The following is a 23,969-nucleotide window of genomic DNA, read 5'->3' as shown; positions in this document are numbered from 1 at the left end:
CCAACCACTTCACGACCTCAGACGGCCACATCCAAGATCGTTAACTGAGCGGCATTGGGGTCTAGCGAGCCTGCAGCATCGGGCGGAACCGGTCGCGGTACGCCCACGCCAGACCGATCTCGGCGGCGACGACGAGCACCGCCAGGACGGTGCCGCTCGGCTCCAGGAACACGTGGAACAGGAAGATGTTCACGACCATCGGTGCCAGCATCGCGAGCGCCAGCGGCACGAACCGGCCGACCAGCAGCAGGACACCGGACACCAGCTGCACACCGGACGCGAGCTGCAACATGTAGCCGGTCGCGTAGAGCGCACCGCTGAACGCCACGCCCTCGGGCGCCATCGTGCTCGGGTCCGGCGCGGGCATGAACATCAGGAACCCGTTCAGGCCGGTCGTGGCGAACAGCAGGCCGGTCAGCACGCGGGTGACGATCGTGGCGTAACGGCCGACGGCGAACTTGCGGGTCTGGGTCGCGGTAGCGGTGGTCACTGTGTCCTCCAGGCTGTTGTGTCCTTCCACTGATGCGTCGAACGGCCACCACACCGGATCGACAACAAGCCCGGAAAAATCTTCAAAAAGTTTCGCCGCGGTCGTTTGCGCTGGTCAGGGCGTCACTGGACGCGAGCGGTCCGGACGATCCCGGCGACCGGGCTGAGCTTCAGCCAGTCCGGCAGGCCGCGCACCACCCACCGCGGCCCGGTCAGCTCGACCGTGCCCGCGCGCACGGCGTCGAGCAGCTCGAACTCGCCCTCCCACACTCGGTAGAGCGTCGCGATGTCCGACGCCAGCACCGCGTCCACCTCCAGGCCGGGGTCGGTGTAGCAGACGGAGGCGTCACCGGGTTCGACGACGAGCCAGAACGTGCGGCGCCGGTCGTTGATGCGGATCTCGATGTTCGCGCGGCGGCTGAGCGAGCCGGTGTCGATGCGGCCGTGCATCCACCACATCAGCACCTCGGGGTCGAGCTCCTCGGCACGCGGGTCGCCGAACGCGTACCGCGCGCCCCAGTCGGCGAGGCCGAACACCAGTGGCCGCAACGCCTCCCCGGCCTGGGTGAGCACGTAGCCGTCGCCGGTGCGCTCGACGAGGCCCGCGGTCGAGAGCTGCCTGAGGCGCCGGGACAGCAGCGCGCGGGAGAGGCCCGGCAGGCCGCGGGAGATCTCGTTGAAGCGCGTGGCACCGATGAGCATGTCCCGCACGATCAGCAACGTCCACCGGTCGCCCAGCACCTCGACGGCGCGGACGATCGGGCAGTACTGCGCATACGTCCTCACGGGCTCAGCCTCCGCTCTCACACGTCCTCACAGGTGAGTCTCCGCCGCGACGCGCGGTTCGTTACCGCCGTCCGGTTCACTTTCAGAACTACCTGCGGGCCTTGCGCGTTCTTACGTTCGTCGCATGACAACACTTGAGACACCACGGGTGACCGGCACCTTCCCGACCGTCACCAGACCCGGCGACACCGAGTTCGTGCCGATGGCCGCCCGCATCGGCGCGATCGCGGCCGCCCACGCGTCCGAGCACGACCGCGAGGCGACGTTCGTGACCGAGGCGTACGAGGCGATGCGCGAGGAGGGCTACCTGGCGTTGGCCGTGCCGGAGGAGCTGGGCGGTCTCGGCGCAACGATGCGCCAGGTCTGCTACGCGCAGGCCGAGCTCGCCCGGCACGACGGCGCGACCGCGCTCGCCGTCACGATGCACCTGTACCTGACGCTGATGCAGGGATACCGCCGCCGCAAGGGGGCACCGGACGCGGAGGGCGTGCTGCGGCGGGTGGCCGAGGAAGGCCTGGTCATCGCGACGAGCGGCGGGTCGGACTGGCTGTGGCCCACCACGACGGCGACGCCGGTGGACGGCGGGTTCCTCGTGTCCGGGCGCAAGGCGTTCTGCAGTCAGTCGCCGCGGGCGAACGTCGTTGCCACGTCGGCGGTCCTCGGTGAGGAGGTGCTGCACTTCAGCGCGCCTCTCGACGCCGACGGGGTGCGCATCGAGGAAACGTGGGACACGCTCGGCATGCGCGGCACGGCGAGTCACGACGTGGTGCTGGAGGACGTGTTCATCCCGGCCGGGAAGATCGCGGCGCGCCGGCCGTACGGGGAGTTCGGCGCGCCGCTGTTCGCCGCGGTCGTGCACTTCGCGCCGGTGTGCGGGGCGACGTACTTCGGCATCGCGGCGGGCGCGCGGGACGTGGCGGTGACGTCGACGTCGAAGAACGCGGTGCGGCAGATCGGGTTGATGGACTACAAGCTGCGCACCTCGTGGTGGTCGTTGATGGGCTCGATCGAGGAGCTGGGCGACGACTACACGGCCGACGCCGCGTCGACGACCACGGTGATGCTGGCCAAGCGCCAGGCCGTCGTCGAGGCAGTCGAGGTCGTGAACCTCGCGATGGAGGTCCTGGGTGGACGGTCGTTCTTCAGGCGTTCGCCGCTCGAACGCGCCTACCGCGACGTGCGCGCCGGAACGTTCCACCCGCTCACCCCGGAAGCCACACTCGTGTACGCGGGCAAGGTCGCTCAGGGTGACCCCGGAGTGACGGAATAGGTTCAAGTTGTAGGCGTGCCAAGGGTTTGCGAGTATTCGGGTCCGTCTCTTCCCGAAGGAGCGATTCCGGTGGCCACTCGCCTCAACCCGTACCTGCGCTTCGACGGCTCCGCGCGTCAGGCGATGGAGTTCTACCAGTCGGTTCTCGGCGGCAACCTCACGATCAACACCTTCGCCGAGTTCGGCATGCAGGACTCCCCGCAGGCGGACCAGATCATGCACGCCCAGTTGGAGACCGACGCCGGCTACACGCTGATGGCCTCCGACACGCCGCCCGGAATGCCGTACAACCCCGGCGACACGATGACCATCTCACTGTCGGGTGACGACCCGGTGCTGCGCACGTACTTCGAGCAGCTCGCCGACGGCGGCACGATCGGCACGCCGCTGGAGAAGCAGATGTGGGGCGACGAGTACGGCGACCTGGTCGACAAGTTCGGCACCCGCTGGATGGTGAACCTCTCTGCCCCGCAGGCCTGAGCCGGCGACGACACGGGCGGAGCCGCGGTGGTGGCTCCGCCCGCCGCGCTGACGCATCATGTGGACCATGAGCGAGCGTCTGCGCGGTGTGGTCGACCAACTCGCGATCCGGCCCTGCGACCGGGTGCTGGAGATCGGGTGCGGCCAAGGCGTGGCCGCCACCATGGTGTGTCAGCTGCTGTCCACGGGCACGCTCACCGCCATCGACCGTTCCACGAAGATGATCGAGGCCGCCACCCGCCGCAACGCCGCTTACGTGGCGTCGGGCAAGGCGGAGTTCCTCATCGCGTCGCTGGAGGACATGAACCTCGGCGACCGCCGGTTCGACCTGGTCTTCGCCGTGCGGGTCGGGTTGTTCCACCGCGATCCCCAGCGGGCGCACGAGCTGGTGCGGCCGTGGCTCGCGCCGGGTGCGCGGGTGCGCTCGTTCTTCGACGTGCCCGTCTAGATCCGGCCGAACAGATCCGTGATCAGCTTCTTCGACGGCTCCACCCCCGCCGGCGACACCACCTCGATCTGGGTCTTGCCCTTGCGCGCGGCCACCGTGTGCTGGGTGGTCTCCGACCCGCCCGCCGTGACCTCGTAGGCCTCGTCCTGGAAACCATCGATGGCCTTGGCCTTCTCCGGCTTGCCCTTGGCGAACGACGCGGCGGTGGCGTTCGTCGTGAACCGCACCTCGACCGGCATGCCGGAGCCCACGTACGTGCAGGTCGTGACCGTCTTCTCGACGGACTCCCGCTGACCCTGCAGCCGCAGGCCCAGCGCCTTGCCCACGACGGACGAGTTGGCGTTGGCGCAGTTCGGGCCCTTGCCGGGAGGCTGCTCGACGGTGGTCGGGGTCGACGGGGTCTGCTGCGGGGCGGCCTCCTGGGTGGAGGTGCAGGCGGCGAGCAGGAACGCGGCGGCGAGGAGGGTGATGCGCACATCGGTACATCGACCGCACCGCCGCCGCGTTACCCGAGCGGGATCAGGTGCCGTCGATCGAAGTCAGCCTCAGCACCTCGTCGACGCGGGCGTTCCAGTCGGCGTCCGCCACCGTGCCACCGAGAACCGCCACCGCCGCGAGCGTCACCGTGCCCTCGACCTCCGCGGTCAACGTGGGCACGCTGACCGCGGCCGTGAACGCCGTCCCCTGCGGCGCCACCTGCCACTCCACCCCGGTCCACCCCCTGACCGCGACCAGCGGAGCCGGCAGATCGGTCGCCCAGCCCGTCAGCTCGGCCCTCGTCCCGGCCGGAGCCCCGATCACCCGGTGGATGCGCAGCTCCTGGTCGTCCCACACAGCGGTGACGCTCTCGATCCGCAGCCCCGGCACCATCGGCTGCTTCGCGTCGAACACCGGCAGGTGCCAGGACGCCGCCCAGTTGTCCCGTGCGCCCAGTGGGTGGATCCGCCGCCGGACGCTCCGAGCCCCGCCGATCACCAGGCTGATGTGGTTGTCCGGCGCGTTGTGCTTCGACGTCGGGCCGGTGGCGGTCGAGTAGGCGAAACGGCTGTAGAGCGGATCGTCGTCGGTCGCGTACTCGCCCTCGAACGGCCGGACATGGTCGCTGCCGTGGTTGTGCAGCCTGGTCACGCCGTTGTGCTTCTGGATCAGCAGTCCGGGGCCGGGCAGTGCGAGCGTGCGGTCGGAGCCGTCGCGTTCCTCCTGCTCGGTCCACAGTGGATGATCCGGCCCGGCGAGCAGGCAGACGAACGCCTTGGCCGCCCAGTACGGCGAGGCGGGGCCGGAGTAGGGCTGGAGGGTCGCCTCGTGCGGGCCGTGCCAGCCGAGGCTGAGCAGTCCGCCGGTGAGCGATCCGCGGTCGAGGAAGTACCGGAGCGCGTTGCTGATGAGGTGCCGTGAGTGGCCGGGCCTCAGCGGGGTCTCGCCGGTGACGGCGCCGAGAGCGACGGCGCTGGCGGCCGCGAACCGGTAGGTCAGCGACCGTCCGAAGTAGATCGGCGCGCCGTCCGAGCCGAACAGCAGGTGGAAGCTCTCCAGGTGGCGACGCAGGTGCGTGGTGATCGGCCTGCCGTCGAGGAACGCGTCCAGCGCCGGGTAGAGGTGCAGTGCCCAGCCGTTGTAGTGGTCGAACGCGCGGCCGTCGCCGTCGGAGTACCAGCCGTCGCCGCGGTACCAGCCTTCGAGCAGCTCCATCGCACGCCGCTTCGCCCGGTGCGTTTCGTCATCGCCGCGGCCGGCCGCTTCGAGGAACGAGGCCACCGTGTACGGGAAGAAGTACCAGTTGTTGGCCGCCGGGACGTGCCGCAGCGCCTCCCGCAGCCAGGCCTCGGCGCGGTCCTGCTGGGCCTCGGACAGCTTGTCCCACAGCCACGGCCTGGTCAGGCGCAGGCCCAGCGCCACCGACGCCGACTCGACCATCGGCTGGCCGACGTCGGTGATGGCGGGCCACTCCCCCGCCGTGCCCGCGACCAGACCGGCGGCGTAGCGCTCCAGCCAGTTGTGCGGATCATCGCCGTGCGCGGTGCGGAAGGCGGCGGCGAGGAACGTGCGGGCGTAGCCCTCGAGGCCGTCGGAGCGCACGCCGCTGCGCGACGGCCTGCCCGGCAGGTCGAGGAACGCCTGGTCGGGTGAGGCGAAGCGCCAGGCGGAGTCCAGCAGCCCGTCGGCGACGGCCACCCAGTGCGCGCGGGTGAGGCCGGTGTGCGGGCTCAGCGCGCGATCTTCGTCCGGCAGTTTCACGCGATGCGTTCCCTTCGCTCAGCGGACACCGGCGTCGAGAACGGTTGACCGGCGGCCCACCTGCGCACCTCGGCGACCGCGTGACGGGCGAGGCGGACCCACTCGTTGCCCTGCGACCCGGCCAGGTGGGGTGTGATCAGCACGTTCTCGTTGCGCCACAACGGGTGGTCCGCGGGCAGCACCTCGGGATCGGTCACGTCGAGCACGGCCCGGATCCGGCCGGCCTCGACGGCCAGCGCGTCCTGGTCGACGATCGCGCCGCGGGCGGTGTTGATCAGCACGGCGTCGTCCCTGAGCAGCCCGAGGAGCTCGCGGCTCACCAGTCCCGTGGTCTCCGGCAGCAACGGCGTGTGCACGCTCACCACGTCGCTGCGCGCGAACAGCTCGGCGAGGCCCACGGACTCGGCACCGTCCACTTCGGTCACGAAAGGGTCGTGCACCAGCACGTGGAAGTCGTGCGGCCGCAGCAGCTCGATCACCCGGCGACCGATCATCGACGCGGACAGGATGCCGATGGTGGCGCCGTAGTTGCCGACGGCAGGAGGGATGTCGTAGTGGCCGATCCGTTGGGTGGCCTTGTAGTCGCGCGCTCGTTCCAGCACGCGCTTGCCGCTCAAGAGGATCATCGCGACCGTGTACTCGGCGACGGGCAACGCGTTCGCCGCAGCCGCCGAGGACACGGCGATGCCGCGTTCCCAGCAGGCGTCGGTGACGAAGCCCTTGACGGAACCGGCGGTGTGCACGACGGCCTTGAGGCTCGGCAACCGTTCCAGCGCCGCCGCGGTGATCGGCGGGCAGCCCCAGCCGGTGACCAGCAGGTCGATGTCCGGGAGCTCGTCGAGGTTCCCGGTCACCGGGCCGAAGTCGCAGATCGACCGCAGCTCGCCGAGCACCGGTGCGAGAACGGTGGCGGCGGCGTCCGCGGACATCGCCGCCGCGGCCCTCACTTGACCGCTCCCGCAGTCAGGCCGGCCCGCCAGAACCGTTGCAGCAGCTGGAACGCCAGGATCAGCGGCAGCACCGCGAGCAGCGAGCCCGTGATCACCACCGGGTAGTACTCCGGCGACACGCTCGCCGCGCTGTTCCACTGGTAGAGCCCGAGGCTCACCGGGTACAGCTTCTGGTCGGACAGCATGACCATCGGCAGGAAGAAGTTGTTCCAGATCGCGGTGAGCTGGAACAGGAACACCGTGACCACACCGGGGCCGAGCATCCGCAGCGCGACCCTGAAGTACGTCGCGAGGTCGCCCGCGCCGTCGATGCGGGCGGCCTCCAGCACCTCGTCGGGAACGTAGCCCTGGCTGAAGATCCGGCCGAGGTAGACGCCGAACGGGTTGAACAGCACGGGGATGAACACGGCCCAGAACGTGTTCACCAGCCCGGCTTCGGACGCCATCAGGTACAGCGGGAGCGCCAGGACCGTCTGCGGCACCATCACGGCGGCCAGCACGAGCCCGAAGAGCTTCTCCTTGTGCCGGAACGAGTACTTGTCGAAGGCGTAGCCGCACGCGACCGAGATGAAGGCGCTCGCGGCGGCGCCGACGACCGCGTACAGGACGCTGTTGAGGTACCAGCGGCTGTAGAGGCCCTTGTCCATCGCGAAGAGGTTCTTGACGTTGTCGGTGAACGAGAAGTCGCCCAGCGACAACAGATCGCTCTGGAACAGGGCGTCGACGTTCTTGGTGGCGGCGAGCAGCAGCCACAGCACCGGCAGCAGGGTGTAGAGCACCGAGATGCCGACGACCAGGTTGACGGTGGTCCGGCCGAGCAGGGTCATCGGGCGGCCCTCCTGTTCGTCCAGCGGGTGACGCCGTAGGACAGCGCGATCGTGAACGCCAGCAGGATCACCGACGCGGCCGCGGCGAGGCCGTAGTTGTTGCGGGTGAAGGCGGCGTCGTAGATGTACATGCTCGGCGAGAACCTGGCGCTGATCATCGGGGACGACTGGTTCAGCAGCACCGGCTCGGTGAACAGCTGCAACGCCCAGATGAGGGTGAACATCGTGACGGTCACGATCGCGGCCCTGACCAGCGGCGCCTTGATCCGGACGGCCTGCTTGACCGGTCCCGCGCCGTCGACCACCGCCGCCTCCAGCACCTCGCGCGGCACGGCCTGCAGGGCGGCGTAGAAGATCACCATGTTGTAGCCGAGGTTGCTCCACAGCGCGATGTTCACGATGGACGGCAACACCGTGTCCACGCCGAGGAAGTTGATCCTGATGTCCGCCTTCGCGAAGAGGTCGATGATCGGGCTGATGCCCGGCGTGTAGAGGTAGAGCCAGATCAGCGCGGCGATGATGCCGGGGACGGCGTGCGGGAGGTAGAGACCCATCTGCGCCCAGCTCCTGAGCTTCGCCACGCCGGAGTCCAGCAGGAGGGCGAGGGTGAGCGCGCCGACGACCATCAGCGGGATGTAGATCAGGCAGTACAGCACGACGGTCAGCATGCTGTTAAGGAACGTGGGATCGCTGAGCACCGCGACGTAGCTGCGCAGGCCGACGAACACCGTGCGTTCCGGGCCGAAGCCCAGACCGGGCTGGTCGGCGCCGAAGAAGCTCAGCCACACCGCCGTGCCGACGGGTACCAGGAAAACCGCTGTGAGCAACAGGAAGAACGGCGCCATCAGGACGGCGCAGGCGAGCTTGCTCCTCACCGCTCTCCCTCCTCAGTGGACAGTCCGAGTGCCTTGAGGTCGGGCATGGTGCCTTTCTGGGCCTCCCGCACGGCCTCGATCAGGGTGGTCCGGCCGGCGCCCGCCCTGGCGAACCCGTCCTGCATCACCCGCTGCGTCGCGCTCATCCGCGGTCCCCACACCCAGCCGTCCCGCACCTTGTCGGCTTCCTGCTTGAACAGCTGGTAGACGTCCTGCCCGCCGTAGTACTCGCGCGGGAACGCCTTGCTGCCGGTCTCGACGAGGCCCGGTGCCACCGGGTACTGGCTGCTGGTGCCGCTCTTCAGCCGGGCGGTGAGCGCGGCGGGGTGGCTGACCTGCCATTCGATGAACTCCATCGCGGCTTCGGGCTGCGCGCAGTCCTTGGTGACCGCGAACGTCGACCCGCCGTGCGTGCCCACCACCGGTTCGTCCCAGACAGGCATGGGAGCGATGCGCCACTTGCCCTTCTGCCCCGGCCGCGCCCGCATCTGCGCACCGGCGTCCCACGCGCCGGTCAGCCTGGTGACGACGAGGCCCTGGCCGATCTGCGCGTCGGACTGCCTGCTCTCGACGGCGTTGCGGAACACCAGGTCGTCGTCGATGAGCCGCTGCCAGTAGGCGGCGACCTTCCTCGTCGGCTCGTCGGTCATGGTGACGCGCCACGTGCCGCCGGCCGTGTCGAACCACTTCGCGCCCGCCTGCCACGCCCAGCACGCGAACTGCATGGCGCCGTCGGTCGGGAACAGCACGAGCCGCTTCGCGGAGTCCTTGTCCCGCACGGTTTTCGCGAGCTCGGCGAACTCGTCCCACGTTCGTGGCACCCGCAGCCCCAGCTGCTCGAAGAGGTCGGCGCGGTAGTGCAGCACCATCGGCTCGATGTCGAGCGGGACGCTGAACATCCGGTTGTCGAACGTGGTCAGCTTGAGCGCCTGAGGAAGCAGCTTCCGCCTCAGGCCGTCGGTGACGAGGTCGGTGATGTCCCGTGCGACGCCGTCGATGGCGAAGCCGGGCACCTGCGGATACTCGATGGTCGCGACGTCGGGTGCGTTGCCGGCGCGGGCGGCGTTGCTGAGCTTCACGTAGCCGCCCTGCAGGCCGGAGGGGATCTGCTGGAAGATCACCCTGATCCGGTTCTGCGAGGAGTTGAACGCGTCGACGACCTGCTGGCTACCGCGCAGGGCCGACCAGAACGTGATCTCGACCGGGCCCCCGGCACCGCGGCGTTGCGGAGTGGAACAGGCCGCCAGTGGTGCCGTGAGGCCCGCCGCGAGGAAGGTGCGACGACTCAGGCGCATGGTTCGCATCCTGATCGCCTGATCGGTTTAGCGTCAAGAAACGTTCAAACGCTCAGTCGATGACCGGACCTTCAACTCGGGCAGCAACTCGATGCGTTCGGTGCTCTGACCGGGGCTGCGCAGCTGCCGCAGCAGCAACTGGGCCGCCACCTGCCCGACCTCGGTCTTCGGCGGCGCGACCGCCGTGAGCGGGATGCTGCCGAGCGCCGCGACCACGTCGTCGTACGCCACCACCGAACACCTGCCCGGCACCTTGATCCCGGCCTCCGTCAGCTGCTGGACCAGCATCAACGCGTCGACGTCGCCGTGCAGGATCGTCGCCGTCGCCCGGTGCGCCCGCAGCACGCTGACGAGGCCGGCGTCCGGCGAGCTGCGGACCGTGATCGCGTCATCGAGATCCCGGGAGATCTCCTTGAACGCCGTCCTGAGCGCTCTCGCCGTCGGGCTGTCGTCGCGCGCGGCCAGCACGATCCTCGTGTGGCCGAGATCGGTCAGGTGCTTCACGGCCAGGTGCACGCCGTACCAGTGGTCGGAGCAGACCGAGTTCAGCGCGCGAAGCCGTCCGCCCGGCCTGCGTTCCATCAGCACCGTCGGCACGCCGGTGTCCGCGAGCCAGTCGTCGTTCTGCTCTTCCTCGACCGTGCGCCACCGCGGTGCGATCAGCAGACCTTGCACCGGTTCGGCGAGCGCTCGTTCGACGATCGGTTTCTCCGCACCTTTGACCTGCGGCGCGATGTGCAGCACGACCCGCATGCCCGCTTCTTCGAGAGCCTTGCGGGCACCGTTCATCGTCTCGTACAGGTACGCGTGCCGCTCCGGCACGACCAGCGCCACCGCACCGTTCGCCGCCGTGACCGGCTGCGGCCGCTCAACCGGCGTCAACGACCGCACGACGCCGTGGCCCCTGCGCACCTTGCCGAGCCTGGCCAGCTCCTCGACGTCACGCCGGATCGTGACGATCGAAACGTCGAGCTCCCCGGCCAGATCGCTCACCTTGACCGAGCCCCGCGACGCAACGACGGCGAGAATCCGCTGCCGCCTCACCTCACCGGGTTCACGCATGGGGAGTCCGCCTGTTCGTTTGAGCGTTTTGCCGGGAGCATAACCCGAGGAACGGTCACAGCGCCGACCAAAGCCCCCACCGCCGCGATCACAGCCGCACCCATCGCCGCGAAGTGCAGCGACACGCTCTGCGCCACCCAAGGCCCGACGATCGCCCCGATGAGCGTCGCCAACGCCTCCACCGCGAGAAAGACCGCACTGACCCGCCCGAGCTGATCGTTGTCCACGCTCCTCTGCACCGCGATCTGCGGCGCCACCACCGTGACCGACCCGAACGCACCGATGACCACCGCGGCGACCACCGCCACACCGAGCTCTCGCGCGCTGAACAGCAACGCGAACCCGCCCGCCGTCGCCAGCTGCGCTCCGGCCAGCACCGTCCTCAGCTGCAGCCGGTCCGACCACCGCACCAGCACCGCCCCGGCCAGGAATCCGGCACCGAGCGCCGACAGCACGAGACCGATCTGGGTGCTGCCACCGAGGTTTCTCATGCCGAACGGCACCAGCAACGCGCTCAACGCCGCGTTGGCCGCGAGGAACACGCCGGTGAGCGGCAGCAGCCTCCGTTCCAACCGGCCCGGCTTCGTCAGCGCCGGCTTCTGGCGGTTGGCCTTCGGGCCGGGGCGTCTTCTCGTGCAGGCGATCGCGGCGGCGGAGATCAGGTAGCTCGCCACGTCCAGTCCTATCAGGACTTCGAAACCGGCCCACGCGAACAGAACTCCGCCGAGCGGCGGTCCCACCAAACGCACGACACCGTCGGTGACGGCGTTCCACGAGTTGGCGCTCGTCAAGGTCCGACCGGTGCCCACCACCGCCGGCACGTGGGCTTGGGCGGCGGGGCGGAACACCACTGCCCCAACGCTTTCCGCCACGACTGCCGCGTAGATCGCGGTCGGTGTGCCGATGAACATGAACGCGACGGCTCCTGCGCGGAGGACGTCCGCTGTGATCATCACCCGCCGGCGGTCCCACCTGTCGACGAGGATCCCGGCCACCGGGCCGAGCAGGAGTGGCGGCAGGTACTCCGCTGCCAGTGTCATGCCGGTCGCGAACACCGAGCCGGTCAGTGCGTACATGTGAGCCGGTACCGCCACTACCAGCAGCCACGAGCCGAGCAGGCTGATCGCTCGTCCGCCCCACAGGAAGCGGAAGTCCCTCGTCCCCCAGATTGCCATGCTGTCAGGATAGGGACGGATTGGAGGTGTTCTGTCAAGATAGTTGGCGTGGACTCACTCGGACCTGCGCTTCGTGCTCTTCGTCAGGCCAGCGGGCGGACCGTTGCCTCGGTTGCCGCTGATGCCGGGCTTTCTGTGCCCTACATCGCGAACCTCGAGAACGGGCGGGGGAATCCGACCACTGGTGCCCTTGCTCGGTTGGCTGGGGCGTTGGGGACCGAGTTGCGCATCTCGTTCGGGGGCGGGGAGGAGTCTGCGCCCGTGCCTGTGCCGCCGTCGCTGGTGCGGGTGCGGCGGAGTGAGCGGTTTCGGCGGGTGGTGGATGAGCTCGGGGCCGATCCTGCGGATGTGGTTGCCGCGTTGGCTGCTGTGGGGGCTGTGGTGGAGGCCGGGGAGCAGGATTGGTGGCGGGTGCTGGATGCGATGGTGTTGATCGCTCGGCATCCGGTCTGAGGTACTGGCGCTGACGGGCGCGGGTTCCAGGGGCGGTTGCGTTGGCGGGCGGCGGTTGGTGTTGGGCGGCTTCGCCGACCCGGCACATGCCCTCCTTCGTCGGGCGTGTGCCGGACCGAATTTCTGTGGCTGGGTTGCGTAAGTGGTTGCGGGGCGTGGTCAGGTGCCGTGCGGCAGGCGCCGGTCGCGTAGGTGGTCACCAGGGCGCGGGTTGCGATTTGGAGATGTGCCTTGGGAGTTTTGGCTGCCGGTTGCGTAGATGGTCACCAAGGCGCGGGTTGCGTTCCAGAGATGCGCCTTCGGATTTCCGGCTGCCGGTCGCGTAGGTGGTCGCCACGAGCGGGGATTTCCCTTGTGAGATCTGGGTTGTTCGGCTTGCGGTTGAGTGAAGGGTCGCCGAAGAGGGCTGCGATCCGGAGATTTCCCTGGATCGCAACCCTGCGTGGCCGGTGGCCGTGGTCTAGAACGGTGGCGGGTCGTCGAAAACCGGTTCCGGTTCTCGCCGGTAGGTCTTCCCCGCCGGGCTGCGGAACTGGAACCTGCCGGGCGTGGGCTGGCCGACTTCCCAGGCCGTGCGGTGCTTGACCTTGTGGTGGTAGCCGCAGAACGCGCCGAGATTGGCCTCCGACGTCGGCCCTTGCGGGAACGGCACCGTGTGGTCGAGCTCGGACTTGTGCGCGGGCCGCATACAACCCGGGAACCGGCACGTCCGATCCCGCACCCACACGAACCGCCGCAACTTCGCCGGGGGCCGGTAGGTGCTGGTGCCGAACTCCAGAGCTTCGCCGGTGACCGGATCGGTGAGCAGGCGCCGCCAGGTCGCGTCGGCGGCCAGCTCCCGCGCCAGGTCGGCGGTGATCGGACCGTACCCGGCCAGCTCCCCCGGCTGCTCGGACAGGCCCATGAGGGTGGCGGCGGAGACGGTCACGTACAGCTCGACCTTCACCGCGCTGGTCTTGTCCGGCGTGGCCAGCAACAAATCCGCCACCACGTCCGCGCGGACCTGATCCAGCGTCCGCGGATCCTCGGCGGTGTAGACGCTGCGAGCGATGGTGTCGACGCGGTCGTAACACGCCGCGGCCCGCTCCAGCGGCAGATACGCCCACAACCGCGCCATCTGGTCGGCCTGCGGGTCGACGCCGGTGCAGCGCTGAGCCTTGCGCGTCTCGGCCCGGTCCCGGTGGCCGTCCGGGTCGACGCGCATCACCACCCGACTGGCCAGCCGCCGCACCTGCGCACCCGTCCTGCCCTCGGCCCGCGCCAGCACCCGCTCCTCCACCTGCGCCGCCAGATCCGCCGACAACGGCATCGTCGAGTCGTGCAGGACGCGAGCCTTGTACAGGTCGATCTCACCCTTCTCCAGGGCGTCCAGCGTGCGCGGCAGCTTGGAGGCCAAGTCCAGCGCCAGAGCGATCTGGTGGGACGTCCAGGCCGAGGTCCAGTGCATCGCGGCGGCGATCTCGGCGTCGAAGAACTCCTCACCCTCACACGCGAGGGCGTAATCCGCGAGAATCCACAAACCCTGCGCCTGATGATAGGCGACTTGTTTCTCGTGATAGGCGAGAGCATCGAGAACCTCGACGACGTCCATACCCCAATTCTATTCGAGATCAAAAACAAAAACGGACATCAAGCACCACACCATCGGGTGAAACCGCAGCTCAAACCCTATGGCACCGTATAGCAGCCATCTCTCTCGACGGCACGCAACCACTAGCAACCACGCACGCAACAAGAACACAAACAAAGCAAAACGACCACGCCCCGCAACCACCTACGAAAACCAGGCACAGAAATTCGGTCCGGCACACGCCCGACGAAGGAGGGCATGTGCCGGGTCGGCGAAGCCGGAACTCTCAGCTTCAGGGAGCTAGCGTCGGCACAGAAGGGGGCGAGATGAAGATCGTGATTCCAGGCGGCACAGGCCAGGTCGGTGGGGTGCTCCGCAGGGCACTGCAAGCGGCCGGGCACGAGGTGGTGATCGTCAGCCGGAGCAGCGGTGTGCGCTGGGACGGGCGGACGCTCGGTGCGTGGGCCGAGGAGATCGACGGTGCCGACGTGGTGATCAATCTGGCGGGGCGGAGCGTCAGTTGCCGGTACACCAGGGAGAACCTCGACGAGATGATGCGGTCGAGGGTCGACTCGGCGCGGGTGGTCGGGGAGGCGATCGCGCGAGCGGACCAGCCGCCGAAGGTCTGGCTGCAGATGAGCACCGCGACGATTTACGCGCACCGGTTCGACGCGCCCAACGACGAGGCGACCGGGATCATCGGCGGCGACGAGGAGGGCGTGCCGGGGTACTGGGCGTTCAGCGTCGAGATCGCGAAGAACTGGGAGGCGGAGCTTGAGAAGGCCGACACCCCGCACACGCGCAAGGTCGCGATGCGGGCGGCGATGGTGATGAGTCCGGACAGGGGCGGGGTGTTCGACTACCTGTCGTGGCTGGCGCGGCTCGGGCTCGGCGGGGCCGTCGCGGGTGGGCGGCAGTACGTGTCGTGGATTCACGACGACGACTTCGTGCGGGCGGTCGCGTTGCTGATCAGGGAGCCGATCGAGGGGGCGGTGAACCTGGCGGCGCCGGAGCCGTTGCCGCAGAAGGACTTCATGCGGGAGTTGCGCAAGGCCTGGGGCAGGCCGGTCGGGTTGCCCGCGACGAGGTGGATGGCGGAGGTCGGGGCGTTCGTCATCAGGAGTGACACCGAGTTGCTGCTCAAGAGTCGCAGGGTCGTCCCGCGCAGGCTGGAGCAGGCCGGGTTCGAGTTCCACTTTCCGAACTGGGCCGCGGCGGCGCAGAATCTGGTCGAGCGCAGGAGGTGAGATGCCGAGGATCAACGACGTCGGAGGGATGGACGGGTTCGGGCCGGTGGTCGAGGAGCCCGACGAGCCGATGTTCCACGCGGACTGGGAGGCGCACGTGTTCGCGATGAACCGGGCGCTGGTCGGGCGCGGTGTCTACAACCTGGACGAGTTCCGGGACGCGGTGGAGCGGACGATGTCGCACGAGTCGTCGTACTACGAGAACTGGTTCCGGGCGATCAGGACGCTTCTCGAGGAGAAGGGTCATGTCTGAGCGGTTCCGGGAGAGCGATCGGGTGCGGACGTCCACTGTGGACCCCGATCATCACACGCGACTGCCGAACTACGCGCGTGGGCGGGTGGGCACGGTGGTCGGCGGTGATGGCGTGCATCCGCTGGCGGACCTGAGAGCACAGGGGGTTGAACGGCCGCAGCCGGTCTATCTGGTGCGGTTCACCGCGCGGGAGTTGTTCGGGCACGGGGATCACACGGTGACACTGTCCCTTTGGGAGGATTACCTCAGCGATGAGTGACGATCACGACGACTCGCCGATCGCAGCGCGCGTGCGGGAGCTGGAAGCGGTCCTGGAGGAGAAGGGGCTGCTGGACGCGGCGGAGCTCGACCGGGCGCTGGAGGCGTTCGCGCACAAGGCCACGCCTGCCAACGGGTTCCGGGTGGTGGCGCGGGCGTGGGTGGATGAGGAGTTCAAGGCGAAGCTGCTCGACGACGCGAACGAGGCGTTGCCCGCGCTCGGGCTGTCGATGGGCGGCGGGCTGCAGGTGCAGCGGCTGCACGTGGTGGAGAACACCGAGAAGGTGCACAACGTGGTCGTGTGCACGTTGTGCAGCTGCTATCCGATCGCGCTGCTCGGGCCGTCACCGACCTGGTACAAGAGCCCGGCGTACCGGTCGAAGGTGGTCAGTCACCCGCGCGAGGTGCTGGAGCAGTTCGGGTTCGAGCTGCCGGGTGACACCGAGATCAGGGTGTGGGACGCGAACGCCGAGTCGCGGTACATGGTGTTGCCGCGGCGGCCGGAGGGCACCGAGCAACTGTCCGAAGAGGAGCTTGCGCGGCTGGTGACGCGCAACGGGCTGATCGGCACGGCAGCGGTGTGAAGAGGCCGCCCCCACCGCGTGGGGGCGGCCAGGGGAACTACAGGTTCTTCATGATGTTGTCGATCGCCTTGCCGAGCTTCGCGTACTTCTGCGTGTACAGCACGGGGAACACGCCGGGCGGGTCGGCCGGGCGGTCGGCGTCGACGTAGTCGGTGCCGAGGTTGCAGAACACGACGACGATGTAGTTGCGCTTGTCCTTGCCGCGGAACGACTTGACGATGCCCGCGTCGGAACCGGTGGTGTCGACCCAGCCGGTCTTGTGCGCGAAGGTCACCTCGGCGGCCTCGTTGCACGGGCGGACGTCACGGTCGTAGATCGCGTCGCCGACCTTCACGGTGCCGTCCGGCTGGATCCAGCGCGACGGCACCTGCTGCGGCAGGCCCTGCACCGGGTAGTCGCGGCCGCACCAGTTCGGGGTGGACAGCATCTCGTTGTGGCCCTGGCCGAGCAGCGTCTCCTGGAAGAACTTCCGCGAGGAGTACGACAGCTCGTTCCTGGTGACCGGCTTGCCCTTGTCGGTCGTCCACAGCACGTTGCCACCGCCGTTGATGAGCAGCAGCAGCTTCGCGGTGTCGAGGCCGCTCATGTTCGAGCCGATCCAGCGGCCACCGTTGCCGGGAATGGTGCCGGTGACCATCAGGGTCGGCATGCCGAGGTCCACGAACGTCTGGTTCACCTGGTCCCAGGCGTTCAGGTCGTGGATCATCTTGATCAGCGCGCAGGTCGACTCGTTCTGCGACTTCGTGATCATCTCGTCGAAGTGCTGGCGGATCTTCTTCACCGACGGCCCGCCGCACGCCTCGCGCACCGGGTTCGGGTTGTAGGCGTAGTCCGCGTCGAGGTCGACCTTGCCCTGGTCCGCCAGGCGCAGCACGCCGAAGCCCACCATCAGCTTCAGCACCGACGCCGGGTACGGCGAGGAGAAGTCGATCGGCGCGTTCTCCCGGCCGGCCAGCACGTCACGCGTGCCCTTGCCGCCGTTGACGTCCCACTCGGTGTCGTCCCACCAGCGGTACCGAACCTGGTCGGTCGACAGCGCCGGACGCTTGACCGGCACGACGACGCCGTTCGGGTACTGCGGGCTGAGCAGCACGTTCGCCACCGACTTCGGCTGGCCGTAGTCGTCGAGCTGGATGATCGCGGCGTCCATGTTCGGCGTCTGGTGCAGCGGCTTGCCCGCCGCCGCCGAGAGCGACATCCGCGCCTGAGGCCGGTTCATGAGCTCGGCCGGGCTCTGGTCGTACTTCTCCTTCTGGCCCGCCGACCTGGCCGTCGCCGTCGTCGCCGTCGTCGTCGGCTCCGGCGGGGTCAGGTCGATGACGTCCTTGAAGTTCTGCGCGACGATCGCCTCGCGCAGCCGCTCCGCCAACTTGAGGTGGCTGTCTTCCGCAGCCACCGCCGGTGCCACGGTGGCACCGGTCAGCGTGAGCGCGGTGCACAGCACGGTGAACCGCTTGAGCTTCATTCACTTCCCCAGTCGAATGATCTGGCACAGTCGTACTTGGTCAACTGTGCCACAACGTCTCCGCAACCCCTGCTGCGAAGATCCGCATCCTAACCAGCAAGCGCTTTCCCCCGTGAGGCCGCAGGGGTGTTCTCGACCGACCGCACGGACGGCGAGGCGGCCATCGCGGCCGTCGCGACCAGCTGGATCACCGCGCAGCCGACCAGGGCGGCCGTGACTCCGGCGGCACCGGACACCGGCCCGACCACGAGCTGGGCCAGCGGCACCGCGGCCATCGACCCCAGCATGTCGTAGGAGTAGACCCGCGCGAGCCGCTCGGCCGGCACGTGGTGCTGCAGCGAGGTTTCCCAGGCCACTCCGAACTGTTCCATGCAGACACCGCAGACGAACGAGGCGATCATGAGCAGCCACGGCGCCGGGTGCAGGGCGAGCGCCAGCGGCAGGCCCGCGAACGCCGCGATGCACACCACGCCGAGCAGCAGCAGGCGCCGCACGCGGATGCGCATCGCGACGAAGGCGCCGACGACCATGCCCGCGGTCTGCGCGGCGAGGACGAGGCCCCACGTCTCGCGGCCGATCACGGTGTCCGCGATGACCGGGCCGAGGACCATCGTGCCGCCCGCGTACGCCGCGTTGACGAAGAAGAAGGCCAGGACGACGACCCAGACCCAGGTGCGCGACACGAACTCCGTCCAGCCGAGCCGCAGCTCGCTCAGCACGCCCGGCTTGTGGTCGGCGGCGACGCGAGCGGCCGGCACGCGCACGAACGAGAACGCGAGACCGGCCAGGCCGAACGACACCGCGTCCACGACCAGGCCCCATCCCGGTCCGGCGAACGCGATCAGCAGGCCGCCGAGCGACGCGCCGGCGATCATCGAGGAGTTCTGGCCGAGGCGCTGCAGGGCGTTGGCCCGTTGCCGCAGCTCGGCGGGCACCGTCTGCGGGGCCAGCGCCGCGGAGGCGGGGAACGAGAAGGCGCTCGACATGCCGTTGACGGCCGCCAGCGCCACGAACATCGGCACGGACACGGTCCCGGTGAGCACCAGCACGGCGAGCAGGCCCTGGCTGGCCATGGACACCGTGCAGGACCCGACGAGCACGAACTGCCGGGGCAGACGGTCCGCGACGACGCCGCCCCACAGCAGGAACACCAGGTTCGCGATGGAGCGCGCCGCCACGACGAGACCGAGTGTCGTGACGGACTCGGTCACGTCCCGCACGGCGAACACCAGCGCGATCTGCGCCATCGAGCTGCCGGCCGTGTTCGTCACACGGGCCGTGAGCAGCCAACGAAAAGCTGGATGCGCCAATGGCGCAAAAGAATCCCCCATGGACCGCAACGTACAGCAACGGGAGCCGCCCGGCCTGGGGGTCGAGCGGCTCCCGCGCTATCGCACTTTCGAGTGCGATGAGGCGATGACCACCGCGGCGGCGACGGTCACCAGGTTCTTCAGGATGTACTGCGCTTCGAAGGACGCCTGCAGCGGACCGGCCCACATCTCGCCGGGGAACAACACCAGCGGTGTCGACACCAGCACGACGTGACCGATCAGCAGGACCGCGCACAATCGCGGTGCGCGGAAGCTCAGCAGAACCAGTGCGATCCCGATTTCGGTGATCGCGGCACTCAGTCTCGCCAAATCCCCGTGGATGATCCCGAACGTGAGCGCGGACACCGTGCGTTCGACGAGATCCTGGGCAGGGCTGCCACCGGGAAAGAGCTTCAGCACGCCGAACCAGAGGTACACGACCCCCAGTCCGATGCGGAGCAGCGGAATTCCCGCGTCCCGTGCGAAACGGGTGATGCGTTCTTCCGTGCTTTCGCGGCGTGTGGTTTCTGGACGCAACATCGATCTCCCTCTCCTGTCTGACTGCCACCACCCAGCCAGACAGGAGGGGCGAGAGAGATCAGTTGCCGGGCGCCGGCTGCGGGTCCCCGAGCGGGTTCAGCAGGTCGGCCTTGCCCTCGAAGGCGAACAGCAGCAGGTCGACCATGCGGAACGTGCTGGAGTCCGGGCCGAGCGTGGGCCGCCAGTACGGCGAGCGCACGATCGAGATCCGGCTGCCCTCCATCGCGCGGTGGAAGACCTCCGCGGTGATCCGCCCGCCGACCGGGCCCATGCGTCCGTTGCCGATCTCCGCCTCGCGCAGGATGTAGAACCACAACGGGGTCGCCTCGACCAGCCTGGCCTTCTGCTCCTCGGACAGCCCGTCGACGACGGCGCCGCCGTTGCCGACGAGGATCTGCTCGGCCGTGAGCGGCTCGACGCCGAACAGCTCGGCGATCTGCTGCCCGGAGGCGAGCTCCATCATCGAGGCCCTGGTCAGGTTCCGGAACGCGAGGTTGCGCTCGATCTCGGTGAACACCGTGCCGCGGCCGCCGAACGTGCCCGCCGGCAGCTGCGTCAGCGGGTCGACCAGCAGCGTGTCGATCCGCTTGGTGAGGTTGCCACCACCGAACTCGGCGGGCGGCACCAGGTCGTCGCGCTCCGCCTCGGTGAAGTCGTACAGCCGCCGGAAGTCCGCGATCCAGTTGCTGGGCAACGTGAACAGCGGGCCCCGGTTGACGTCGTCGAGGTCGGCGGGCGTCCCGGAGCTCGGGTCGAAGTTGCCGCTCACGCCGGTGAACGTGAACAGCTGGAACAACGTCGCGATCCCGCCGGGGCCGGTCGAGTTGAACACGCGGTTCCACTGGTACGCGCCGCGGACCTGGCTGTGGCCGAAGCGGTACGACGCGACCGAGAACTCGATCGGCATCGTCGGCGTGTTGTCCCGGCCGTAGTGCTTGCCGGGCACCTCGAAGAACCTGCGGCCGTTGGTGAAGACGTCGTCCACGATCGCCGGGTCGATGATCCGCGGCAGGTGGTCGGTCTTGAGCATCCACTGGTAGTGCCGCACGACGAGCTCCTTGGCGGCGCGGAAGAGCCGCTCACCCGTGAGGCCGGTGAGCGCGAGCTCGTCGACCACGCGGTTGTGGAAGCGGATGAACGCGAGGTGCGTCTGCGCCACCACGAGGTTCTCGTCGTTGCGGGAGTCCGGGATCAGCGGAAGCCGCCGATCCGCCGCCGTGCCGGCCGTCCCGCCGCGGCGCGGCAGGTCGAAGCCCTCGAACGGCACGTTGGTGCCCTCGTCCGGGAACGGCACCGGCGTGGTGGTGCCGACCTTGAGCTTCACGCCGTCCTCGGCGTAGAAGACCTGGTCGTCCTTGTCGCGCGGACCGCGGCCGTAGACCGAGTCGAGGTCCAGCGCGGGCGACCGGCCCTGCATGAGTTCGTCGAGGTTGACGTCCTGGCCGAGCTGCGACTCGGTCCGGTCCATCGTGAGGTCGTGGTCGACGAACTGACCGAGGTAGGTGAACCCGGCCGGGACGGCGGGATCCGCCGAGTCGGGCTGCGGGACGTTCGCGGTGATCGCGGTCGCGAGGGCGACCCGCGTCTCCTCGTCCGTTCGCGGGCCCTTCGGCCCCAGTCGCGAGAACCGGAACCTGCGCAACTCCTCCGCCGTGGAGGGCTGTCGCGTGGTGGCCTCACCTCTGTCGTCGATTTCCAGCACACCTTCGCCCACGACGAAGAAACTGTCGCGCACGTGCCTCTTCATATAATCCCCCTGTATCCCCTCTTCCAGGCGACCTGTTCTCCCCAACAAGCACCTGCCCCACCGCCAAGTCTCCAGACGGACGAAATTACCGTCGAAGGTTTTGGCCACAACCAAAACGTCGTCACACAGCGGATACGAGATGGTCCGCAACATTCGTGAACACCGGCAGTTCCGCCATCTCGGCGGCCAATGTCTCAGCCGTGTCGTGGTACGCCTTCGTGCCGAGAACCACTGTGATCTTTTCGGCCAGCGCGTCCGCGTTCAGACCTTTCACGCCGACGCTCAGGCCCGCTTTCAGATCTTCGACTTTGGCCGCGTTGCGCGGTTGGTCGGCGAACAACGGCACCGCGACCATCGGCACCGCGGCGGTCAACGCCTCGCGCACGCTGCTGTAGCCCGCGTGCGTCACGAACACCTTCGCGGTGTTGAGCAGCCGTTGTTGCGGGACTTCCGGTCGCAGCTCGACGTTGTGCGGCCGCGGGCCCGTCCACTCGCCCTCACCGATCGCGAGGATCGACCGCGCCGGGACCTGGCCCAGTGCCTCCGCGACGACGTGGAGGAGGGTCGATCCCCTCAGCAGCAGCCCGGCGTTGGTACCGAACGTGGCGATGATCTCCGGAGCGTCCGGAATCGTGGTCCGGTCGGTCGGCACGCGGTAGTGGTGCTGCGCCGGATGCCAGTACGGCGGTGCGAGGCCCGCGGTGAACGACGGTGCGGTGGCGACGGCCCTGAACCTGGCGCGCACCGCGTCCTTGCGTTCGTCGAGCCGGTCGATCTCCAGCGGCGCGAACGGCGCTATGTCGAGCACGGCGTGCGGGATGCCGAGCACCTCGGCCGCGATCTGGCCGCCGTACTCGTTGGTCTCGCGCAGGATCACGTCGGGGCGCCAGCGGCGGGCGAAGTCGAGGATGTTGGCGACGGCCCTGATCACCAGTTCCTCCGCCCACAGCGGCACGTCCAGCACGCCGTCGCGCTCCGGCGCCCACGGCGGTGGCGGGCCGAAGTCCTGCGGTGCCGGGATGTCCGGCATGACGGCCACGTGGTCGAGGTGCGCCATGGCCGGTCCGGTGGCGATCACGGCCTCGTGGCCCCGTTCGCGCAGCGCCGCGGCGAGAGGCACGACGGCCGGCATCAGGTGGGAGCGGATGGGCAACGAGGTCAGCAGCACGCGCACGTGGGTCCCCTTTCGCGTCTTCTGCGAGAGAACTCCTGCTGTGCTTGACTGGACAACTTGAAAACCGGTGAGCGGACCGCGTTTCACCTCGTGCTGCGCGGGTACCTGTGCGGGATGCTCGTTGTCACGGTCACCGAGTCGACGCCTGCCTCCACCACCCTCGTGGTTTCGGGGGAACTCGACACCTCCGGCGCGGAACGACTGCTCGCCCGGCTGGACCGCCTCCTCGACCAGGGCCACCGCTACGTCGTCCTGGACCTCTCCGCCGTTCCCTTCTGCGACTCCAGCGGCGTGTCCGCGCTCGTCCGCGGACACGCCCGCGCCTCGGCCGCCGCGGGAGGGCTGCGCCTGTCCGCCGCGTCCGCACAGGTGACACGCGTGCTCGAACTGTCGGGCCTCGCCAGGATGCTCGGGCTGAAGTCCACTGTGGACGCCGGGAACGCGGCGGGCGTGGCGGACTCCGTCACATCAGGCACCGTCACATCAGGTTGATCTACTCCGAACAGACCGTGCTCATCGCCTCGGCCAGCGCGTCCTCGTGCAACCGGTCGAGGCGGTGCAGCACGACCGCCGACCGTTCCGCGATCGTCGCGTGGATCTCGCACCGCAGCGTGGGCTTGCGGAGCTGCTCGGTGTCCTTGAGCTCGGTGAGGATGTCCGTGGTGAGGCGGTCGAGGATCGGCCGCACCTCGGTGCCGAGGTCGGGGCGCTTCGCCGGCACCTCCTCGGGGTGCTCGGTCCAGCGCGCGTAGAGGCCGCGCTGCACCAGCTTGTTCGCCTCGATCTGGGCGCGGAAGAACCTCGCGGCGTTCTCCGGGTCGAGGTTCAGCTGGACGGCCTTGGTGCGCACGGTGTCGAGCACCTGCTGTTCGCGCGCCGGGTCGTCGATGGGCTGCGGGGTGCCGAACTTGGCCGCTGCCACCAGGTCCGCGACCTGGACGCGCTGCACCGCGAGGCCGGTGAGCTCACCGAGCGGGCCGACGGGGGTGAGCGACGCGGCGAGGGCGAGAGTGACCGCCAGGATCTTCATGATCTCCGAGGGTGCCATGATGGCGGGGTGGAGTCCACGCGCATCGACCGCTGGCTGTGGGCCGTCCGGCTGACGAAGACCCGCCCGGACGCCGCAGCGGCGTGCCGTGGCGGGCACGTGCGCATCAACGACAAGCCCGCGAAGCCGTCGACGATCGTGGTGCCCGGCGATCACGTCCGGGCACGGGTCGGCGACCGAACCCGGATCGTCGAGGTCGTCCGGGTGATCCAGAAGCGGGTGGGCGCGGCGGACGCCGCCACGTGCTTCATCGACCGCACTCCCCCGCCACCGCCGGACATCCCCGTCGCGCGGCGCGATCGTGGTGCGGGGCGGCCCACCAAGCGCGAGCGGCGCGTGCTGGACCGCTTCCGGTCGCAGGGCTAGTGCGCGCACCCACAGGTAGCTCGCCGTCGATGAAGGGTCCCTTCATCCACCACCCGGCA

The 23,969-nt window shown here is 69.0% G+C and carries 27 protein-coding genes and 1 pseudogene; 11 read left to right on the top strand and 17 right to left on the bottom strand.

Annotation, left to right across the window (positions count from 1 at the left end; all coding sequences use genetic code 11):
• Window positions 1-61 precede the first annotated feature (61 nt).
• Together IEZ09_RS13350 and IEZ09_RS13345 are read right to left on the bottom strand one after the other, a co-directional pair.
• Window positions 62-490 carry a hypothetical protein gene (locus IEZ09_RS13350; protein ID WP_229812518.1) on the bottom strand — a complete coding sequence of 143 codons (429 nt, stop codon included), beginning with the start codon at window positions 488-490 and terminating at the stop codon, window positions 62-64.
• A gap of 122 nt (window positions 491-612) precedes the next feature.
• A complete protein-coding gene (locus IEZ09_RS13345; RefSeq protein WP_229812517.1) occupies window positions 613-1,275 on the bottom strand; it encodes a winged helix-turn-helix transcriptional regulator in 663 nt (220 codons plus the stop codon).
• 124 nt (window positions 1,276-1,399) lie between these two features.
• Here IEZ09_RS13345 and IEZ09_RS13340 point away from each other — a divergent pair, with 124 nt between their 5' ends.
• From IEZ09_RS13340 to IEZ09_RS13330, 3 genes are all read left to right on the top strand, one after another.
• A complete protein-coding gene (locus IEZ09_RS13340) occupies window positions 1,400-2,545 on the top strand; it encodes an acyl-CoA dehydrogenase family protein (RefSeq protein WP_189253961.1) in 1,146 nt (381 codons plus the stop codon).
• A 69-nt stretch (window positions 2,546-2,614) separates the two neighbouring features.
• Window positions 2,615-3,025 carry a VOC family protein gene (locus tag IEZ09_RS13335; RefSeq protein ID WP_189253960.1) on the top strand — a complete coding sequence of 137 codons (411 nt, stop codon included), beginning with the start codon at window positions 2,615-2,617 and terminating at the stop codon, window positions 3,023-3,025.
• A 67-nt stretch (window positions 3,026-3,092) separates the two neighbouring features.
• A complete protein-coding gene (locus tag IEZ09_RS13330; protein WP_189253959.1) occupies window positions 3,093-3,473 on the top strand; it encodes a class I SAM-dependent methyltransferase in 381 nt (126 codons plus the stop codon).
• Here IEZ09_RS13330 and IEZ09_RS13325 read toward each other — a convergent pair.
• From IEZ09_RS13325 to IEZ09_RS13290, 8 genes are read right to left on the bottom strand one after another with little or no spacing between them, the layout of a single operon-like run.
• Window positions 3,470-3,949, bottom strand: coding sequence for a hypothetical protein (locus tag IEZ09_RS13325; protein WP_189253958.1), 480 nt, complete (start codon window positions 3,947-3,949; stop codon window positions 3,470-3,472). The two genes, IEZ09_RS13330 and IEZ09_RS13325, sit on opposite strands and share 4 nt — an antisense overlap.
• A gap of 43 nt (window positions 3,950-3,992) precedes the next feature.
• The gene (locus IEZ09_RS13320) at window positions 3,993-5,711 is read right to left on the bottom strand and encodes a DUF2264 domain-containing protein (protein ID WP_189253957.1); all 1,719 of its coding nucleotides are present in this window, start codon (window positions 5,709-5,711) and stop codon (window positions 3,993-3,995) included.
• A complete protein-coding gene (locus tag IEZ09_RS13315; protein WP_229812516.1) occupies window positions 5,708-6,658 on the bottom strand; it encodes a hydroxyacid dehydrogenase in 951 nt (316 codons plus the stop codon). Before IEZ09_RS13315 ends, IEZ09_RS13320 begins: the two co-directional genes overlap by 4 nt.
• Entirely contained in the window at window positions 6,655-7,488 is an 834-nt protein-coding gene (locus tag IEZ09_RS13310) for a carbohydrate ABC transporter permease (protein ID WP_189253956.1), read from the bottom strand. The genes IEZ09_RS13315 and IEZ09_RS13310 overlap by 4 nt, the downstream gene beginning before the upstream one ends.
• Entirely contained in the window at window positions 7,485-8,363 is an 879-nt protein-coding gene (locus IEZ09_RS13305) for a carbohydrate ABC transporter permease (protein WP_229812515.1), read from the bottom strand. Before IEZ09_RS13305 ends, IEZ09_RS13310 begins: the two co-directional genes overlap by 4 nt.
• A complete protein-coding gene (locus IEZ09_RS13300) occupies window positions 8,360-9,658 on the bottom strand; it encodes an ABC transporter substrate-binding protein (RefSeq protein ID WP_189253955.1) in 1,299 nt (432 codons plus the stop codon). Before IEZ09_RS13300 ends, IEZ09_RS13305 begins: the two co-directional genes overlap by 4 nt.
• A gap of 33 nt (window positions 9,659-9,691) precedes the next feature.
• Window positions 9,692-10,720, bottom strand: coding sequence for a substrate-binding domain-containing protein (locus IEZ09_RS13295; RefSeq protein ID WP_189253954.1), 1,029 nt, complete (start codon window positions 10,718-10,720; stop codon window positions 9,692-9,694).
• A complete protein-coding gene (locus IEZ09_RS13290; protein ID WP_189253953.1) occupies window positions 10,699-11,895 on the bottom strand; it encodes an MFS transporter in 1,197 nt (398 codons plus the stop codon). The genes IEZ09_RS13295 and IEZ09_RS13290 overlap by 22 nt, the downstream gene beginning before the upstream one ends.
• Between IEZ09_RS13290 and IEZ09_RS47860 the strand changes: the two are divergent.
• Window positions 11,797-12,108, top strand: a pseudogene (locus IEZ09_RS47860) (helix-turn-helix domain-containing protein); the annotation flags it as partial. The gene IEZ09_RS13290 and the pseudogene IEZ09_RS47860 sit on opposite strands and share 99 nt — an antisense overlap.
• A 48-nt stretch (window positions 12,109-12,156) precedes the next feature.
• Window positions 12,157-12,348 (top strand): hypothetical protein, encoded by a 192-nt coding sequence (locus tag IEZ09_RS47705; protein WP_301325125.1) that lies wholly within the window; start codon window positions 12,157-12,159, stop codon window positions 12,346-12,348.
• 460 nt (window positions 12,349-12,808) lie between these two features.
• On the opposite strand, the gene IEZ09_RS13280 is transcribed toward IEZ09_RS47705, so the two are convergent.
• Entirely contained in the window at window positions 12,809-13,939 is a 1,131-nt protein-coding gene (locus tag IEZ09_RS13280; protein ID WP_189253951.1) for an HNH endonuclease signature motif containing protein, read from the bottom strand.
• A 305-nt stretch (window positions 13,940-14,244) separates the two neighbouring features.
• Between IEZ09_RS13280 and IEZ09_RS13275 the strand changes: the two genes are divergently transcribed.
• From IEZ09_RS13275 to IEZ09_RS13265, 4 genes are read left to right on the top strand one after another with little or no spacing between them, the layout of a single operon-like run.
• Window positions 14,245-15,165, top strand: a complete 921-nt coding sequence (locus IEZ09_RS13275) for a TIGR01777 family oxidoreductase (RefSeq protein ID WP_189253950.1) — start codon at window positions 14,245-14,247, stop codon at window positions 15,163-15,165.
• Window position 15,166: 1 nt separating this feature from the next.
• The gene (locus IEZ09_RS47855) at window positions 15,167-15,418 is read left to right on the top strand and encodes a hypothetical protein (RefSeq protein WP_368856147.1); all 252 of its coding nucleotides are present in this window, start codon (window positions 15,167-15,169) and stop codon (window positions 15,416-15,418) included.
• Window positions 15,411-15,677 carry an SH3-like domain-containing protein gene (locus IEZ09_RS47850; RefSeq protein WP_368856146.1) on the top strand — a complete coding sequence of 89 codons (267 nt, stop codon included), beginning with the start codon at window positions 15,411-15,413 and terminating at the stop codon, window positions 15,675-15,677. Before IEZ09_RS47855 ends, IEZ09_RS47850 begins: the two co-directional genes overlap by 8 nt.
• The gene (locus IEZ09_RS13265) at window positions 15,670-16,260 is read left to right on the top strand and encodes a nitrile hydratase subunit alpha (RefSeq protein WP_189253949.1); all 591 of its coding nucleotides are present in this window, start codon (window positions 15,670-15,672) and stop codon (window positions 16,258-16,260) included. Before IEZ09_RS47850 ends, IEZ09_RS13265 begins: the two co-directional genes overlap by 8 nt.
• A 37-nt stretch (window positions 16,261-16,297) precedes the next feature.
• On the opposite strand, the gene IEZ09_RS13260 is transcribed toward IEZ09_RS13265, so the two are convergent.
• The 5 genes from IEZ09_RS13260 to IEZ09_RS13240 all read right to left on the bottom strand — a co-directional run bounded on the left by IEZ09_RS13260 (window position 16,298) and on the right by IEZ09_RS13240 (window position 22,496).
• Entirely contained in the window at window positions 16,298-17,725 is a 1,428-nt protein-coding gene (locus IEZ09_RS13260; protein WP_189253948.1) for a serine hydrolase, read from the bottom strand.
• A gap of 89 nt (window positions 17,726-17,814) precedes the next feature.
• On the bottom strand, window positions 17,815-19,056 hold the full coding sequence (locus IEZ09_RS13255; protein WP_189253947.1) for an MFS transporter: 1,242 nt from the start codon (window positions 19,054-19,056) through the stop codon (window positions 17,815-17,817).
• A 57-nt stretch (window positions 19,057-19,113) separates the two neighbouring features.
• Complete coding sequence (locus IEZ09_RS13250; RefSeq protein ID WP_189253946.1) at window positions 19,114-19,575, bottom strand: DoxX family membrane protein; 462 nt, start codon at window positions 19,573-19,575, stop codon at window positions 19,114-19,116.
• A gap of 58 nt (window positions 19,576-19,633) precedes the next feature.
• Window positions 19,634-21,322, bottom strand: a complete 1,689-nt coding sequence (locus IEZ09_RS13245; protein WP_189253945.1) for a peroxidase family protein — start codon at window positions 21,320-21,322, stop codon at window positions 19,634-19,636.
• A 121-nt stretch (window positions 21,323-21,443) separates the two neighbouring features.
• Window positions 21,444-22,496 (bottom strand): glycosyltransferase, encoded by a 1,053-nt coding sequence (locus IEZ09_RS13240; protein ID WP_189253944.1) that lies wholly within the window; start codon window positions 22,494-22,496, stop codon window positions 21,444-21,446.
• A 57-nt stretch (window positions 22,497-22,553) separates the two neighbouring features.
• On the opposite strand from IEZ09_RS13240, the gene IEZ09_RS13235 reads away from it, so the two are divergent.
• Complete coding sequence (locus IEZ09_RS13235) at window positions 22,554-22,988, top strand: STAS domain-containing protein (RefSeq protein ID WP_189253943.1); 435 nt, start codon at window positions 22,554-22,556, stop codon at window positions 22,986-22,988.
• 1 nt (window position 22,989) lies between these two features.
• Here IEZ09_RS13235 and IEZ09_RS13230 read toward each other — a convergent pair whose 3' ends face one another.
• Complete coding sequence (locus IEZ09_RS13230; protein WP_189253942.1) at window positions 22,990-23,526, bottom strand: chorismate mutase; 537 nt, start codon at window positions 23,524-23,526, stop codon at window positions 22,990-22,992.
• 27 nt (window positions 23,527-23,553) lie between these two features.
• On the opposite strand from IEZ09_RS13230, the gene IEZ09_RS13225 reads away from it, so the two are divergent.
• The gene (locus IEZ09_RS13225; protein ID WP_189253941.1) at window positions 23,554-23,910 is read left to right on the top strand and encodes an RNA-binding S4 domain-containing protein; all 357 of its coding nucleotides are present in this window, start codon (window positions 23,554-23,556) and stop codon (window positions 23,908-23,910) included.
• Window positions 23,911-23,969: the final 59 nt, after the last annotated feature.

The sequence above is a fragment of the Lentzea flava genome, assembly GCF_014648475.1.
Lineage (GTDB): Bacteria > Actinomycetota > Actinomycetes > Mycobacteriales > Pseudonocardiaceae > Lentzea > Lentzea flava.
The sequence above is the reverse complement of the archived record's forward strand: the minus strand, read 5'-3'. Positions and strand labels throughout refer to the sequence as shown.

Bases quoted from the DNA above. Each gene is read 5' to 3' on its own strand.
- IEZ09_RS13275 (WP_189253950.1), top strand. From the start codon at position 14,245: ATGAAGATCGTGATTCCAGGCGGCACAGGCCAGGTCGGTGGGGTGCTC.
- IEZ09_RS47855 (WP_368856147.1), top strand. From the start codon at position 15,167: ATGCCGAGGATCAACGACGTCGGAGGGATGGACGGGTTCGGGCCGGTG.
- IEZ09_RS47850 (WP_368856146.1), top strand. From the start codon at position 15,411: ATGTCTGAGCGGTTCCGGGAGAGCGATCGGGTGCGGACGTCCACTGTG.
- IEZ09_RS13255 (WP_189253947.1), bottom strand. From the start codon at position 19,056: ATGGGGGATTCTTTTGCGCCATTGGCGCATCCAGCTTTTCGTTGGCTG.
- IEZ09_RS13340 (WP_189253961.1), top strand. From the start codon at position 1,400: ATGACAACACTTGAGACACCACGGGTGACCGGCACCTTCCCGACCGTC.
- IEZ09_RS13260 (WP_189253948.1), bottom strand. From the start codon at position 17,725: ATGAAGCTCAAGCGGTTCACCGTGCTGTGCACCGCGCTCACGCTGACC.
- IEZ09_RS13310 (WP_189253956.1), bottom strand. From the start codon at position 7,488: ATGACCCTGCTCGGCCGGACCACCGTCAACCTGGTCGTCGGCATCTCG.
- IEZ09_RS13300 (WP_189253955.1), bottom strand. From the start codon at position 9,658: ATGCGCCTGAGTCGTCGCACCTTCCTCGCGGCGGGCCTCACGGCACCA.
- IEZ09_RS13280 (WP_189253951.1), bottom strand. From the start codon at position 13,939: ATGGACGTCGTCGAGGTTCTCGATGCTCTCGCCTATCACGAGAAACAA.
- IEZ09_RS13290 (WP_189253953.1), bottom strand. From the start codon at position 11,895: ATGGCAATCTGGGGGACGAGGGACTTCCGCTTCCTGTGGGGCGGACGA.
- IEZ09_RS13330 (WP_189253959.1), top strand. From the start codon at position 3,093: ATGAGCGAGCGTCTGCGCGGTGTGGTCGACCAACTCGCGATCCGGCCC.
- IEZ09_RS13245 (WP_189253945.1), bottom strand. From the start codon at position 21,322: ATGAAGAGGCACGTGCGCGACAGTTTCTTCGTCGTGGGCGAAGGTGTG.
- IEZ09_RS13250 (WP_189253946.1), bottom strand. From the start codon at position 19,575: ATGTTGCGTCCAGAAACCACACGCCGCGAAAGCACGGAAGAACGCATC.
- IEZ09_RS13295 (WP_189253954.1), bottom strand. From the start codon at position 10,720: ATGCGTGAACCCGGTGAGGTGAGGCGGCAGCGGATTCTCGCCGTCGTT.
- IEZ09_RS13230 (WP_189253942.1), bottom strand. From the start codon at position 23,526: ATGAAGATCCTGGCGGTCACTCTCGCCCTCGCCGCGTCGCTCACCCCC.
- IEZ09_RS13265 (WP_189253949.1), top strand. From the start codon at position 15,670: ATGAGTGACGATCACGACGACTCGCCGATCGCAGCGCGCGTGCGGGAG.